Genomic DNA, 13382 nt, shown 5'->3' with positions numbered 1-13382 from the left:
TTGGCGTTGTCGGGCGAGAAGGCCGGTTGCCAGTCGGCGTAGCGGCCGACATTGAGGTTGGCGAGCGGGTCGCTGATGCTCATCAGCTTGGCGATTTCCAACGGGCTCTTTTGGCGCAGCGTCCGGATCAGCTCGGCGCTGTGGTCCAGCAGGTCCGGCTGGCTGTAGCGGCTCACGGCGGGGGGCGTTTGGTAGTCCAGCGTCTTGGCCGGAGAAATCACCATCAACATGCAATGCGTCCTTGTCTTGATCTGGCGACATTGTACCGAAGCCGACCGGCTCGCGCCCGTCGCCGCGTATTGGATAGAATGAAACGGAACAATCATGAAAGGCAGCTGGGCATGCGGGTATTGGTACAGAGAGTGAGCCGCGCGGCGGTGACGGTGGACGGCGCGACGACGGGTGAGATAGGCGGCGGCTTGCTGCTGCTGGTGGGCGTGGAGGAAGCGGACGACGCGGCCGATATCGATTGGCTGGCGCGCAAGATCAGCCAGCTGCGCGTCTTCAGCGACGAGGCGGGGGTGATGAATCGCAGCCTGCTGGACTGTGGCGGCGACGCGCTGGCGGTCAGCCAGTTCACGCTGCATGCCAGCGTGAAAAAAGGCAACCGCCCATCGTATTCGCGCGCAGCGCGCGGCGAGATCTCGCAGCCCATGTTCGAACGCTTCGTCGCGGCCTTGTCCGATGTCCTTGGCAAGCCGGTGCCAACGGGTGTGTTCGGCGCGGACATGCAGGTCAGCCTGGTCAATGACGGCCCGGTGACGATCTGGCTGGACAGCAAGAAGCCGGAGTAGCGTCATGAGACGGTGGCAACATCCCTGGCGGGCGCTGGTTGTGCCTTATTACTTGAACCGCTATGCGCGACAGGCGCATGTGTTGCGGGTGGCGCTGGCCTTCTTGCTTGGGCTGGGCGTGGTGATGGGCAGCGGCATGCCGCATGGCGGCTGGATGCTGGTGACTATCTTGATCGTGCTGGGAGGCGTGCCGCACTGGGGCGGCGTGCGGCGCAAGGCGCTCGAGCGCATGGGCGGTTCGCTGCTCGGCGCGCTGGCTGGGCTGGTCGCCATCGTGTTGCATGGCGTTTCGCCTTGGTTGTGTTACGGCTGGATGTTGTTGGTGGTGGCCTTGAGCAGCTGGCATGCCCAGGGCCGGGGCGGTTATCTGGCTTTGCTGACCGGCATTACGCTGGTCATTGTCGGCGGTTTGGGCGACGAGCCTATCAATGAGGCGTTGTGGCGCAGCTGCAATGTGCTGGTCGGCTCGCTGATAGGCATGGCCGCCGCCGCGATCTTGCCGCTGCGGGCGCTGGACAGCTGGCGCTTCCTGCTTGCCGATAATTTACGCGAGGCGGCCTTGTTGTATAACCGCATCGCCCGGCGCCTGCCGGTGGAGGGCGATGCGGCGCTGGATCAGTTCAACTCCCGGCTGATCCGCATGCGCGGCCTGCTGGCGGCGGTGACGCAGGAGTCTTCGTTGTCCAATCGCCAGTTGGATCAGGTGCAGCGTTGCCAGCGCAGCATCTGGACGCTGCTGGAGAGGATGGGCGAGGTGGCTGCCACGACGCCGGCGTTGGCGGAGGATGGATCGCCCAGGCGCGCCATCGTGCGCGCCTTGCTGCGAGCGGCGCACGCCCTGCGCTTCAACCAGCCGCAACTACTGGCGGAAACCTTGCCCGCGGCCGACAATCCGGCGCGCATGCTCAGGCCTTCGCATTGTCATTGGCTGGTGGCGGAGCTGTCTTTGACGGTGGAGTCCTTGCGCGGCGAATTGCGGGATATCTTGCCGCGACTGATCGCGTCGCCGCCGCCGGCGCGCAGCTTGGTGCGGCGCATGAGAGGCGCAAGGAGAAAGAGGCGTTGAGGAAACGAAACAGCCCGGACGCGCCGGGCTGTTGGGGCTGGAGCTTAGAGGCCGACTATCTTGACCCGCTGGCCAGGCTGCAGGCGGCTGCTTTGATGGTTGCCGCTCAGGCGCTGGATGTCGCTGTGGTTGACGCCGAAGCGGCGGGCGATGCTGTACAGCGTATCGCCGCGCTGTACCACGTACTCTGTGCTGCGGGCCGCCGGCTGCGACCGGCTGTCGCTGACCTTGATCAGGGCCGGATCGGCAGCGGAGTCGCCGCCGCCCAGGGGAAGACTGGCGTCGCCGGCATCGGCCAATTGGATGTCGGCCTGGGGCTGCGCGGCTTTCAACCGCAATTGCCGGCCGGTTTGAACCAGATCGCCGCTCAGATTGTTCAGGGACTTCAAGTCGTCCACGCTCATATTGCTGCGGCGGGCGATGCTGAACAGCGTATCGCCGCTGGCTACGGTATAGCTGTCCTGGCCGGATAAGGAGGCGAGAACGGCCACCGCCTGGGACTGTTGCGCCGCGGCCATGGCGGGCTGCGCGGCGCGGGCCGCGGAGTCGGCATTCGCTGCCTGGGCGATCAGCAACGGCGCTGCGGGAGCGGCGTCGGCCTTGGCCAGCATGGTTTGCGCGGCCGGCGTTTCTGGCAGCGGCGCATCCATGGACTCCAGCGGCTGGGCATTGTCGGCGCGCGCGTCGTTCATCGCCACCAGAACCGGCTGGCCGGCTTTCAGTGTGCCGCCGCTGATGCGGTTGGCCGCCAGCAGCTGGCTGGCGCTCATGCCGTGCTCATTGGCGAGGGCGGCTGCGTTGGTGTCGCTCTTCGGCAGGTAGACTTCCCAGGTCAGAAGCGGCTTGTCCCATTTTCCCAGGTTGGCTTCGAAGCGGTCTGCCTTGGACGCCGGCAACAGCATCTGGCGACCCGTCTTGTAGGCGAATACCGGCAGATTGAAGGCCGGGTTCAACTCCTTGAATTCCGCCACGGAAATTCCCGCCAGCTTGGCGGCGATGTCGACATTCATGTGCTTGCCGGTGGAAACGGCGACGAAGTAGGGCTTGTTCGGGAATTTATCCAGACGCATGCCGAATCGTTCGGGATGCTCCAGAATGTTGCGCACGGCCAGCAGCTTGGGCACGTAGTCTCGCGTCTCCCTGGGCAGGCGCACGTTTTCGTAAGTGGGAGTCTGGCCGGTGGCCGCGGTTTTGGCGATGGCGCGGGCCAGGTTGCCTTCACCCCAGTTGTAGGCCGCCAGCGCCAGGTTCCAGTCGCCGAACTGGGCATACAGGGTTTGCAGATAATCCAGCGCGGCGCGGGTGGCGTCCATCACATCGCGCCGGCCGTCGTACCACCAGGTTTGTTCCAGACCGTACTGGCGGCCGGTGGCCGGCATGAACTGCCACAAGCCGGCTGCGCCGACGCGCGAGCTGGCGGTCGGGACGAAAGCGCTTTCCACCATGGGCAGCAGCGCGATTTCGGTCGGCATGCCGCGGCGCTCCACCTCGTTCATGATGTGGAACAGGTATTTTCGGCTGCGGTCCAGCGTGCGCTTGAAGTATTCCGGCCGGCTGGCGTAGAGGTTTTCCTGCCGCTTGACCACGTCGGCGTTCACCATGTCCAGCTGGAAGCCTTCGCGGACGCGCTTCCAGACGTCGTCGCCATTGCGCAGCAGGCTGGAGTTCTGCAGCATCATGTCCAGGCCGGCGGCCAGGGCTTCGTCCACCGGAGCGGCGGACGGCTGCGCGTTTTCGCCGGCCATGGCTGACGATGCGAACAGCAATGCTAGAGACACGCTAAGTGCCAATGGGGTGAAGCGTTTCATTCAAGCGGGCCCATGATTCAGATTTCGGCTGATGCTAAACATGCGTTTAGGGGGTGTCAATTGAAAAAAACAAATAATTTCATGCGCTTTCATTGTTAATAGACTATCAAGCCCAGCAGTAAAGGGGGAATGAGGCGCGACTGGTGAAGTTACTTATTCCTCATGCCATTACGCGCGAAAACCATCCTTCCAGGCGCGCAGTCGAGCGAAGCAGGCGGCTTCGTCGTCGCCGGGCTGGCCGCCTTGCGTGAGCAGGCTTTGGCGGATGGCCGGCTCGCCGCTGCGCAAAAAGGGGTTGCTCGCGGTTTCCAGCGCGAGGGTGCTGGGCAGCGTGGGCAGTCCGCGGTCTCGCAGCGCCTGATCGCGGCTCTGGCGCATCGCCAGCACGGGGTTGGCCGGGTCGACGGCCAGGGCGAAGCGCAGATTGGACAGGGTGTACTCGTGAGCGGGATAAACCTTGGTCTGCGGCGGCAGTTCGGCCAGTTTTTTCAGCGAGGCCAGCATCTGGGCCGGCGAGCCCTCGAACAGCCTGCCGCATCCGGCGGCGAACAGGGTGTCGCCGCAAAACAGCGCGTCGTCCAGTAGATATGCCAGATGGTCCAGCGTGTGGCCGGGCACGGCCAGCACGCTCGCCTCGCCCATGCTCAACTTGACGACGTCCCCCTCCATCAGGGGAGTGTCGACGCCGGCGATGCCCGGCGGCCCATAGACGACGGCGTCCGGCCTGGCCTGCTTCAGCGCCGCCAGTCCGCCGCAGTGGTCGGCGTGATGGTGGGTGATCAGGATGGCTTCCAGCTCGAGTCCGTGTTGCTCGAGATGGCTCAGCAGCGGCGCGGCTTCGCCTGGGTCCACCGCCACGGCGCGCGCGCCTTGCCGCAAAAGCCAGATATAATTGTCAGTGAACGCCCCGATGGGGGCGATGCTAAACGTGGCTGCCATAAGGCCTTCCTCAATGAAAAATTCGTTTGGCAGCTGGCTGACCGGTACCGAGCTCGGCCGTTATCTGCTTGAGCGGGAGCAGGCGTACTTCGAGCGGGCGGTGGCGGATGTGTTCGGCTACCACGCGGTGCAGGTGGGCCTGCCGGAGATGGACTGCCTGCGCGGCAACCGCATCCCCTGGCAGTGCCGGGTGGCCGGCTACGGCAAGGTGGACGTGCGTTGCGATCCGGCCTTCCTGCCATTCGAGACGCGCAGCCTGGACCTGCTGGTCATGCCCCATGTTCTGGATTTTACCACCCAGCCGCACCAAGTGCTGCGCGAGGCGGACCGGGTGCTGATGCCCGAGGGGCGCTTGATTTTGACGGGCTTCAACCCCTTGTCGCTGTGGGGCGTGCGCCGGCTGATCCAGGGGCGGGAGTCCGCGCCGTGGAACGGCAATTTCTTCACCCAGTTGCGCATCAAGGACTGGCTGGCGCTGCTGGATCTGGAGCTGGAAGACAGCGCTTTCATGGCCTATGCGCCGCCGTTCTCGCGGCGGGATTGGCTGGGACGCTGCGACTTTCTGGAGGATGTCGGCGAGCGCTGGTGGCCCTTGGCGGCAGGCGTGTACGGCATAGAGGCGGTCAAGCGGCAGCGCGGCATGCGCGTGATCACGCCCAATTGGAAGCAACGGACAAAGAGCAAGGGCGCGCTGGGCGTGGTGGCAGGCAATGAACGCCAGCATACGCACAAGCGCCCGGAAACCGCAGAGCGGGACGGCGCGCCGACCTGACAATGAACGAGACAGCATGACGACTGAAGACAGGGTAGAGATTTATACCGACGGCGCCTGCAAGGGCAATCCGGGCCCCGGCGGCTGGGGCGCTTTGCTGCGCTACAAAGGCAAGGAAAAGGAATTGTTCGGCGGCGAGCGCGGCACCACCAACAACCGCATGGAGATCATGGCGGTGATCCGCGGCCTGGCCGCGTTGAACCGGCCATGCAGCGTGGTGGTCTACACCGACTCGCAATACGTGCAAAAAGGCATTTCCGAATGGATACACGGCTGGAAGGCGCGCGGCTGGAAAACCGCCTCCAAAGAGCCGGTCAAGAACGCCGATCTGTGGCAGCAACTGGACGCCGAGCGCAACCGGCATCTGCATGTGGAGTGGCGCTGGGTCAAGGGCCACGCCGGCCATGAATTCAACGAAAGGGCCGACCAGCTCGCCAACAAGGGCGTCGCCACGGTCTGAGCCAGCAACAAGCACCCGCGGCGTTACGGCGCGGCGGGCGGGAAGCAGCATGAGACAGATTATCCTCGATACCGAAACCACCGGTCTCGATCCGCAACAAGGGCACCGCATCATCGAATTCGCCGGCCTGGAAATGGTCGGCCGCAAGCTTACCGGCAAGCACCTGCATCTTTACATCCATCCGGAACGCGCCATCGATCCGGACGCACAGCGCGTGCACGGCATCTCGCTGGAGTTTTTGGAAGGCAAACCGGTGTTCGCCAAGGTGGCGTCGGAAATCGCGGATTTCCTGCGCGATGCCGAACTGATCATCCACAACGCGCCGTTCGACGTGGGCTTCCTGAACGCCGAGTTCGCCAAGGTGGGCCTGCCGCCCGTCCGCGAGCTGTGCGCCAATGTGATCGATACGCTGGCCGAGGCGCGCGACATGTTCCCGGGCAAGCGCAACAGCCTGGACGCGCTGTGCGACCGCTTCGAGATTGACCGCTCCAACCGGACGCTGCACGGCGCGCTGGTGGACTGCGAGCTGCTGTCCGAAGTCTATCTATGGATGACGCGCGGCCAGGAAAGCCTGGCCATGGACATAGACGTGGACGTGCCCGGCGCGCAGGCGGGGCAGGATCTGACTTTCGAGCGCAAGCCGCTCATGGTGAAGCCGGCGGACGAGGCCGAGCTGGCCGAGCATCAGGCCTATCTGGACGCGCTGGACAAGGCGGTCAAGGGCAGCTGCATATGGCGCGCGCGGGAAGCCCCGGCGCCGACGGAGGGTTGAGCATGCCGGGCATGATCGCTTTGGTGCCGGCCGCGGGCTCCGGCAGCCGCTTCGGCGCGCCCAGCCCCAAGCAATACCTGCAATTGAACGGACAGCCGCTGATGCGGCATACCTTGGCCACGCTGGCCGCGGTGCCGGCGATAGAGCGGGTGGTGGTGGTGATTTCGCCGCAGGACGAGTGGTTCGACGGCTTCGACTGGGCGCTGCCCAAGCTGGAAGTGCTGCGCGTGGGCGGCGCCAGCCGGGCGCAAAGCGTGGCCAATGGTCTGGCCGAACTGGCCTGCGGCGACGACGACTGGGTGCTGGTGCATGACGCCGCGCGCTGCTGTCTGTCGGTGGCGGCGGTGGAGCGCCTGATCGCCGCGCTGGCCGGCCATCCGGTGGGCGGCCTGCTGGCCTTGCCAGTGCCGGACACGGTCAAGCGCGCGGATGCCGAAGGGCATGTCGCGGCCACAGTGCCGCGCAAGGGCCTGTGGCTGGCGCAAACGCCGCAGATGTTCCGCGCCGGCCTGCTGGCGCGCGCCTTGGCCGCGGTTGCGGCGGAGGACATCACGGACGAAGCCTCGGCGGTTGAGCGGCAAGGGCTGCGCCCGCTGCTGGTGGAGGGGGACGCGCAGAACTTCAAAGTGACCTATCCGCGCGACCTGGCGTTGGCCAAGGCCATTCTGGCCGCGCGCGGCGAGCGTTGAGCGCAGAATTGCAATAATAAGGGAAGACTATGTTCCGTATCGGGCAGGGTTACGACGTGCATCAGTTGGTGGAGGGGCGGCCTCTGATTCTGGGCGGGGTGGAGATCCCGCATGAGAAGGGGCTATTGGGCCACTCCGACGCCGACGCGCTGCTGCACGCGATCACCGACGCGCTGTTGGGCGCCGCCGCGTTGGGCGACATCGGCCGCCATTTCCCGGACACGGCCGCGGAGTTCAAGGGCGCGGACAGCCGCGTTCTGCTGCGTGAGGCCGCGGCGCGCGCGCGCGCGGCCGGCTGGCAGCCGGTCAATGTGGACAGCACTCTGATCGCGCAGCGGCCCAAGCTCGCGCCGCACATCGACGCGATGCGCGCCAATATCGCGGCGGACCTGGGGCTGGAGATCGGCGCGGTCAACGTCAAGGGCAAGACCAACGAGAAGCTGGGCTATCTGGGGCGCTGCGAGGCGATAGAAGCCCAGGCCGTTTGCCTGCTGACCGCGGTTTAGCATGCGGGGCCGGCTGTCATGGCCGGCCGCTTGTGGGATAATTGCACATCATCGCTCATGCCGCGCGCGGAGACGGCCGGCACAACAACAAGCCAGGAGGACATCATGCTGACTCAGGATCAACTGAAACTCGCCGTCGCCAAGAAGGCGCTGGAATTCGTACCGGAAGACGCCATCATCGGCGTGGGTACCGGCAGCACCGTCAATCTGTTCATCGAAGAGCTGGCCTCCATCAAGGATCGCATCAGGGGCGCCGTGTCCAGCTCCGACGCCTCCACGGCGCGGCTGAAGGCGCACCACATCCCGGTGTTCGATCTCAACGAAGTGGATAAGATGCCGGTTTACATCGACGGCGCCGACGAGATCAACCACCACCTGCACATGATCAAGGGCGGCGGTGCGGCGCTGACGCGCGAGAAGATCGTGGCCGGCGTGGCCGACGAGTTCATCTGCATCGCTGACGAGAAGAAGTACGTCACCATGCTGGGCGCTTTCCCGCTGCCTATCGAGGTCATCCCGATGGCGCGCAGCTACGTCGCGCGCGAGCTGGTCAAGCTGGGCGGCCACCCGGAGCTGCGCCAGGGCGTCACCACCGACAACGGCAATGTGATCCTGGACGTGCACGGTCTGCAGATCATGAAGCCGGTGGAGCTAGAGGAAACCATCAACCATATCGCCGGCGTCGTCACTTGCGGCCTGTTCGCCCGCCGTCGCGCCGACGTGCTGCTGCTGGGCAAACAGGACGGCGTGGCCGTGCTGCGCTGAGTCTGGGCTGGCTGACGCCGTCTCCTTGTCCGCGCCGTTGGCCGGACGGGGCGGCGTCCAAGACATGTCATGTGTGTGTCACCTGGCTGTCTTACAATTTACCATTTACCGCAAGACACCGAGGCAACCATGGCAGAGCATATTTCCAAGCAGTTCGATCTGGAGCTGGAAACCATCCGCACCCGCGTGCTGCAAATGGGCGGATTGGTAGAGCAGCAGATCCTGTCAGCCGTCGATGCCCTGATGTCCGGCGATATCGCCCGCCTGGACAAAGTGGCGGCAGAGGACGCGCTGGTCAATGCGATGGAAGTCGGCATAGACGACGATTGTCTGCACATCATCGCCCGCCGCCAACCGGCCGCCAGCGATCTGCGCATCGTCTTCACCGTGATCAAGATCATCACCGATCTGGAGCGCATAGGCGACGAGGCGGCCAAGATCGCGCGCATGGGCAAAACCATCCATCAGTCCGAGCGCTATCAAATGCCGCGCTTCCGCGAAATCGAGAAGATGGCGGGCGTGGCGCTGGCCATGCTGCGCCGCGCGCTGGATGCTTTCGCCCGGCTGGACACCTCCGCCGCGCTGGAGCTGGCGGAGGAAGACGTGAGGCTGGACGAGAATTTCGCGTCCGAACTGCGCCAGCTGATCACCTTCATGATGGAAGATCCGCGCACCATCAGCATGTCCATCGACACGCTGTTCATGTCCAAGGCGATAGAGCGCATCGGCGACCACTCCAAGAACATTTCCGAGTATGTGGTCTATCTGGTGAAGGGCAAGGATATCCGCCACACCAAGATAGAAGACATCAAGCGCGAGACGCTAGGCCGCTGAGTCGAACCCGGCGGGCATGACGCGGGAGGCAAAATGGCGGTAACATTTCGCGGTTACCGCCATTTTACCGTCCGGCCGCGCCGCTCGGCTTTCGCGCCGCGCGTTCCGGACAGAAACCATCGAACAAGAAAAGGGGTGTCCTTGACACACGCCACGCCCCCCCACACCGTATTGGCTACTGTAGATCTCGGCTCCAACAGCTTCCGCCTGCAGGTTTCCCGCGTCGTGGACGACCAGCTGTACGCGCTGGACGTGATGAAGGAGACCGTGCGCCTGGGCGCCGGTTTGACCGCCGACAAACATCTGAACGATGACACCTGGCAGCGCGCGCTGGCCTGCCTCGCCCGCTTCGGCGAGCGGCTGCGCGGCTTCGTGCCGGCCCAGGTGCGCGTGGTCGGCACCAACACGCTGCGCGTAGCCAAGAACGCGGCGGCCTTCATCGAGCAAGCCGAGGACAAGCTGGGCTTTCCCATAGAAGTCATCGCCGGCCGCGAAGAAGCGCGGCTGATCTATCTTGGCGCCGCCCATTCGCTGCCGGACACCAAGGAGCGCCGCATGGTGGTGGATATCGGCGGCGGGTCCACCGAATTCATCATCGGCAGCCATTACAAGGCGCTGGTCACCGAAAGCCTGCCGCTGGGCTGCGTCAGCTACACGCTGCGCTTCTTTCCCGAAGGCAAACTGACGCGAGGCAACTTCCGCGACGCGGTGCTGGCCGCGCGCAATGAAATCCAGCGCATTCGCCACGAATACCGTCCCAGCGAGTGGCAGCTCGCCGTCGGCACCTCCGGCACCGCCCGCTCCCTGCGCGACGTGCTGGAAATCAACGACTGGAGCCGTTCAGACATCACGCTGCAAGGCATGGAGCAATTGCGCGAGCTGCTGATCAAGCAGGGCAGCATAGACGCGATCAAGGTCAATGGCCTGAAGGCCGACCGCGCCCCTGTGCTGGCCGGCGGTCTCGCCATCATGATCGCGGTGTTCGAGGAGCTGCAGGTCGAGAAGATGATCGTCACCGAAGGCGCGCTGCGCGACGGCGTGCTGTACGACCTGCTGGGCCGGCAGCGCGAGAAGGACATGCGCGACAGCACGGTGGGGCTGTTCAAGCGCCGCTACCACGTGGACGCGCAGCAGGCCGAGCGCGTCAACCTGCTGGCGGAGCGGCTGTACCGCATGCTGGCGTGCGAGGATGTGGAGCAGGACATGCTGAAGTTGCTGTCCTGGGCGGCCAAGCTGCACGAGATCGGCCTGACCATCGCCCACACCGCTTATCACAAGCATTCCGCCTATATCGTGCAGAACGCGGACATGCCTGGCTTCTCCAAGCGCGAGCAGGCCACGCTGGCCGCCATCGTGCTGGGCCACCGCGGCGATATGGGCAAGATGTCGCAATATATCAGCCAGGCGGCGCTGTGGCAGGCCGTGGTCGCGCTCAGGCTGGCCGTGTTGTTCCATCGCCGCCGCCAGCCTGTGGCGCTGCCGGAGGTGCTGGATCTGAGGCAAAACGCCAGCGGCTTCGAGCTGAAAGTCAGCAAGGCCTGGCTGGACGTCAATCCGCTTACCGCCAGCAGCTTCCGCCAGGAAGTGAACCAATGGAAGAGCGTGGGCTTCAAACTGGATATTGTCCAGCAGTAAAGGCCCGCATGGTTTGCCGCAAAGGCCCGGACTTGTCCGGGCCTTTGTCTTTACGGCTGGCTTTCCCGTGACTTTCCAATGGAGCGCTATGCGACACCAGACGCTAAAACACAAGATTCCCACGCTGGGCGAGGCGCCCGGCGCCCTGATTCCCGAAGGCGCGGCCAAACACGGTCAAGTCAGCGTCTCGCTGTTCGATTACAATGCCGCCGCGCTGACGGAGACTGTGTTCAACGATCTGGAGCGGGCGCTGGCGCACCGCTGCGGCGACGGCGTGTCCTGGTTCAACGTCTACGGCCTGCGCGACGCGGCTGCGATGCGGCGGATAGGCGAGCGCTTCGGCCTGCATCCATTGGTGTTGGAAGACATCCTCAGCGCGCGCCAGCGGCCCAAGGTGGAGGATTACGACGATTACCTGTTCATCGCCGCTCGGGTGTTTGACTACCCGGCAGGCGGCGGCAGGCTGCAGTCTGATCAGATCTACCTGGTGATAGGCGACGGTTTCGTGCTGACCTTCCAGGAGCGGCCGACCGGCGTGTTCGAGGCCGTGCGCGAACGCCTGCGCCACCCGCGCGGCCAAATCCGCCGCAAGGGGGCGGACTACCTGGCGTATTCTCTGCTCGACGCGGTGATAGACGATTATCTGGCGGTGCTGAGCCAGTTCAACGAAAAAGTGGAGGCGACGGACGGCAAGCTGATGTCCGGAGGCGAGCAGGGCGTGCTCAGGCAAATCCAGCGCCTGAAGCGGGATTGCCTCAAACTCAGGCGCGCGCTGCTGCCGCTGCGCGAGATGCTGCTGGCGCTGAACCGCAACGAGCGCGAGCGGTTCGCCGCTGAGACGCTGGTTTATCTGCGCGACGCCTACGACCACACCATACATGTGCTGGAGTCGCTGGAGATGAGCCGCGAAATGGTGGGGGACATGCTGGATTTATACCTCTCCACGCAATCGCACCGGCTGAACCTGCAAATGCGCGTGCTGACCGTGATCACCATGATTTTCATGCCGTTGACGCTGATCGCCGGCATCTACGGCATGAACTTCGAGAACATGCCGGAGCTGAAATGGCGTTACGGCTACTACGTGGTGCTGCTGGCGATGGGGAGCATTTCCGCCGGCATGGGCTGGTGGTTCTGGAAGCGGCGGTGGATTTGAGATGCGCGCATGTAGCGCGGCCAAGCCGCGCTACGGGTTTCACACCTCATCCGATCGCACGCGCTTGACCCCTGCCTGGCGCATCTTCGCCCAAGCCTCGACCAGCGAGCCGTCGATGTCTATGGCGCGGCAGGCGTCTTCCACCACGAAAGTCTCGAAGCCGGCGGCGCGCGCGTCGATGGCGCTCCAGGCCACGCAGAAGTCCGTGGCCAGGCCTGCCAGCCATACTTTTTTGATTCCCAGCGCGTTCAGATAGCCGGCCAGGCCGGTCAGCGTGGTCCTGTCGGCCTCGACGAAGGCGGAGTAGCTGTCCACTTGGGCGTGGATGCCTTTGCGCACGACCAGCCGGGCGCGCTCGGTTTCCAGTTCCGGATGGAAGTCCGCGCCGCGGCTGCCGGCCACGCAATGGTCCGGCCATAGCGTTTGCGCGCCGTAGGGCAGCTCAAGGCTTTGGAAAGGCTGTTTGCCGGCATGGCTGCTGGCGAAGGATACATGGCCGCGCGGGTGCCAGTCCTGGGTCAGGATCACGTTTTCGAACAAGAGCGACAGGTGGTTGATCAGGGGCACGATTTCATCGCCGCCGGGCACGGCCAGTTCGCCGCCGGGACAGAAGCTGTTCTGCACGTCCACCACCAGCAATGCGCAGTCGGCGCCATAACGTTTCAAGGGCATGGGCGACACCTTCTTGTTGTGTTCAGGTGTATTTGTTAACACGGCTGCGGCCATGGGTAAAGGCCATGGCGGTTTCTACGCTTGTCTTTTATACCCTTTGGGGGTATATAATGGACGCAGGAGGTCATCATGACGCAATCCCTGCTGACGCTGCCGGTTTCCGGCATGAGCTGCGCCGCCTGCGCTGCGCGCATCGAGAAGCAATTGAACCGGCTGTCGGGCGTAGAGGCCGCGGTCAGCTTCGCCAGCGAGAGCGCCCAGCTGCGCTACGACCCTGCGCAAGCCACGCCGCAGCAATTGGTGGAAACCATAGAGCGCTGCGGCTTCGCCGTGCCTAAGCAGACCCTGCAGCTCGGCATCTCCGGCATGAGCTGCGCCGCTTGCGCCGCGCGGCTGGAGAAGGCGCTGAGCCGGCTGCCCGGCGTCAGCGCCAGCGTCAATTTCGCCAGCGAATCCGCCCGCATCGAATTTCTCCCCGGCCTGGCCGAGCGAACCGCCGTGCTGGCCGCCGTGC

16 protein-coding genes are annotated in these 13382 nt (G+C 64.6%); 12 read left to right on the top strand and 4 right to left on the bottom strand.

Annotated elements, in window-relative coordinates:
• Positions 1-230, bottom strand: a 230-nt coding sequence (gene yaaA / locus C2I19_RS19620) for a peroxide stress protein YaaA (protein WP_146056882.1), incomplete at its 3' end; no start/stop codon positions are given.
• Between the two features lie 111 nt (positions 231-341).
• Between yaaA and dtd the strand changes: the two genes are divergently transcribed.
• Positions 342-794, top strand: a complete 453-nt coding sequence (dtd, locus tag C2I19_RS19615; protein ID WP_103904298.1) for a D-aminoacyl-tRNA deacylase — start codon at positions 342-344, stop codon at positions 792-794.
• A gap of 4 nt (positions 795-798) precedes the next feature.
• Complete coding sequence (locus C2I19_RS19610; protein ID WP_103904296.1) at positions 799-1860, top strand: FUSC family protein; 1062 nt, start codon at positions 799-801, stop codon at positions 1858-1860.
• Between the two features lie 44 nt (positions 1861-1904).
• Here the strand turns inward: C2I19_RS19610 and C2I19_RS19605 are convergent, their stop codons facing one another.
• Both C2I19_RS19605 and gloB read right to left on the bottom strand, forming a co-directional pair.
• Positions 1905-3638 (bottom strand): LysM peptidoglycan-binding domain-containing protein, encoded by a 1734-nt coding sequence (locus C2I19_RS19605; RefSeq protein ID WP_233201293.1) that lies wholly within the window; start codon positions 3636-3638, stop codon positions 1905-1907.
• Positions 3639-3836: 198 nt separating this feature from the next.
• Positions 3837-4607, bottom strand: a complete 771-nt coding sequence (gene gloB / locus C2I19_RS19600; RefSeq protein WP_103904294.1) for a hydroxyacylglutathione hydrolase — start codon at positions 4605-4607, stop codon at positions 3837-3839.
• Between the two features lie 13 nt (positions 4608-4620).
• Between gloB and C2I19_RS19595 the strand changes: the two genes are divergently transcribed.
• The 9 genes from C2I19_RS19595 to corA all read left to right on the top strand — a co-directional run bounded on the left by C2I19_RS19595 (position 4621) and on the right by corA (position 12196).
• Positions 4621-5379, top strand: a complete 759-nt coding sequence (locus C2I19_RS19595) for a class I SAM-dependent methyltransferase (RefSeq protein ID WP_103904293.1) — start codon at positions 4621-4623, stop codon at positions 5377-5379.
• 16 nt (positions 5380-5395) lie between these two features.
• Positions 5396-5839 carry a ribonuclease HI gene (gene rnhA / locus C2I19_RS19590; protein ID WP_103904292.1) on the top strand — a complete coding sequence of 148 codons (444 nt, stop codon included), beginning with the start codon at positions 5396-5398 and terminating at the stop codon, positions 5837-5839.
• Positions 5840-5888: 49 nt separating this feature from the next.
• Positions 5889-6611: a DNA polymerase III subunit epsilon gene (gene dnaQ / locus C2I19_RS19585; protein WP_103904291.1), complete on the top strand. Its 723-nt coding sequence runs from the start codon at positions 5889-5891 to the stop codon at positions 6609-6611.
• Positions 6612-6613: 2 nt separating this feature from the next.
• Positions 6614-7300: a 2-C-methyl-D-erythritol 4-phosphate cytidylyltransferase gene (gene ispD, locus C2I19_RS19580; protein ID WP_103904290.1), complete on the top strand. Its 687-nt coding sequence runs from the start codon at positions 6614-6616 to the stop codon at positions 7298-7300.
• 29 nt (positions 7301-7329) lie between these two features.
• Positions 7330-7806 carry a 2-C-methyl-D-erythritol 2,4-cyclodiphosphate synthase gene (gene ispF, locus C2I19_RS19575; RefSeq protein ID WP_103904289.1) on the top strand — a complete coding sequence of 159 codons (477 nt, stop codon included), beginning with the start codon at positions 7330-7332 and terminating at the stop codon, positions 7804-7806.
• Positions 7807-7911: 105 nt separating this feature from the next.
• Complete coding sequence (rpiA, locus tag C2I19_RS19570; protein ID WP_103904288.1) at positions 7912-8571, top strand: ribose-5-phosphate isomerase RpiA; 660 nt, start codon at positions 7912-7914, stop codon at positions 8569-8571.
• A gap of 129 nt (positions 8572-8700) precedes the next feature.
• Positions 8701-9405, top strand: coding sequence for a phosphate signaling complex protein PhoU (phoU, locus tag C2I19_RS19565; protein ID WP_103904287.1), 705 nt, complete (start codon positions 8701-8703; stop codon positions 9403-9405).
• Positions 9406-9546: 141 nt separating this feature from the next.
• The gene (gene ppx / locus C2I19_RS19560) at positions 9547-11040 is read left to right on the top strand and encodes an exopolyphosphatase (protein WP_103904297.1); all 1494 of its coding nucleotides are present in this window, start codon (positions 9547-9549) and stop codon (positions 11038-11040) included.
• An 88-nt stretch (positions 11041-11128) separates the two neighbouring features.
• Positions 11129-12196 (top strand): magnesium/cobalt transporter CorA, encoded by a 1068-nt coding sequence (corA, locus tag C2I19_RS19555; protein ID WP_103904286.1) that lies wholly within the window; start codon positions 11129-11131, stop codon positions 12194-12196.
• 39 nt (positions 12197-12235) lie between these two features.
• On the opposite strand, the gene pncA is transcribed toward corA, so the two are convergent.
• Entirely contained in the window at positions 12236-12868 is a 633-nt protein-coding gene (gene pncA, locus C2I19_RS19550) for a bifunctional nicotinamidase/pyrazinamidase (RefSeq protein ID WP_103904285.1), read from the bottom strand.
• A gap of 129 nt (positions 12869-12997) precedes the next feature.
• Between pncA and C2I19_RS22660 the strand changes: the two genes are divergently transcribed.
• On the top strand, positions 12998-13382 hold a 385-nt coding region (locus C2I19_RS22660; RefSeq protein WP_233201292.1), incomplete at its 3' end, for a copper ion binding protein.

The organism is Chromobacterium alticapitis, assembly GCF_002924365.1.
Taxonomy (GTDB): Bacteria; Pseudomonadota; Gammaproteobacteria; order Burkholderiales; family Chromobacteriaceae; genus Chromobacterium; species Chromobacterium alticapitis.
This window is presented reverse-complemented; position numbering and strand designations above follow the sequence as displayed.

Bases quoted from the DNA above. Each gene is read 5' to 3' on its own strand.
- C2I19_RS19595 (WP_103904293.1), top strand. From the start codon at position 4,621: ATGAAAAATTCGTTTGGCAGCTGGCTGACCGGTACCGAGCTCGGCCGT.
- gloB (WP_103904294.1), bottom strand. From the start codon at position 4,607: ATGGCAGCCACGTTTAGCATCGCCCCCATCGGGGCGTTCACTGACAAT.
- corA (WP_103904286.1), top strand. From the start codon at position 11,129: ATGCGACACCAGACGCTAAAACACAAGATTCCCACGCTGGGCGAGGCG.
- rnhA (WP_103904292.1), top strand. From the start codon at position 5,396: ATGACGACTGAAGACAGGGTAGAGATTTATACCGACGGCGCCTGCAAG.
- pncA (WP_103904285.1), bottom strand. From the start codon at position 12,868: ATGCCCTTGAAACGTTATGGCGCCGACTGCGCATTGCTGGTGGTGGAC.
- ispD (WP_103904290.1), top strand. From the start codon at position 6,614: ATGCCGGGCATGATCGCTTTGGTGCCGGCCGCGGGCTCCGGCAGCCGC.
- phoU (WP_103904287.1), top strand. From the start codon at position 8,701: ATGGCAGAGCATATTTCCAAGCAGTTCGATCTGGAGCTGGAAACCATC.
- C2I19_RS19610 (WP_103904296.1), top strand. From the start codon at position 799: ATGAGACGGTGGCAACATCCCTGGCGGGCGCTGGTTGTGCCTTATTAC.
- dnaQ (WP_103904291.1), top strand. From the start codon at position 5,889: ATGAGACAGATTATCCTCGATACCGAAACCACCGGTCTCGATCCGCAA.
- ispF (WP_103904289.1), top strand. From the start codon at position 7,330: ATGTTCCGTATCGGGCAGGGTTACGACGTGCATCAGTTGGTGGAGGGG.
- rpiA (WP_103904288.1), top strand. From the start codon at position 7,912: ATGCTGACTCAGGATCAACTGAAACTCGCCGTCGCCAAGAAGGCGCTG.
- dtd (WP_103904298.1), top strand. From the start codon at position 342: ATGCGGGTATTGGTACAGAGAGTGAGCCGCGCGGCGGTGACGGTGGAC.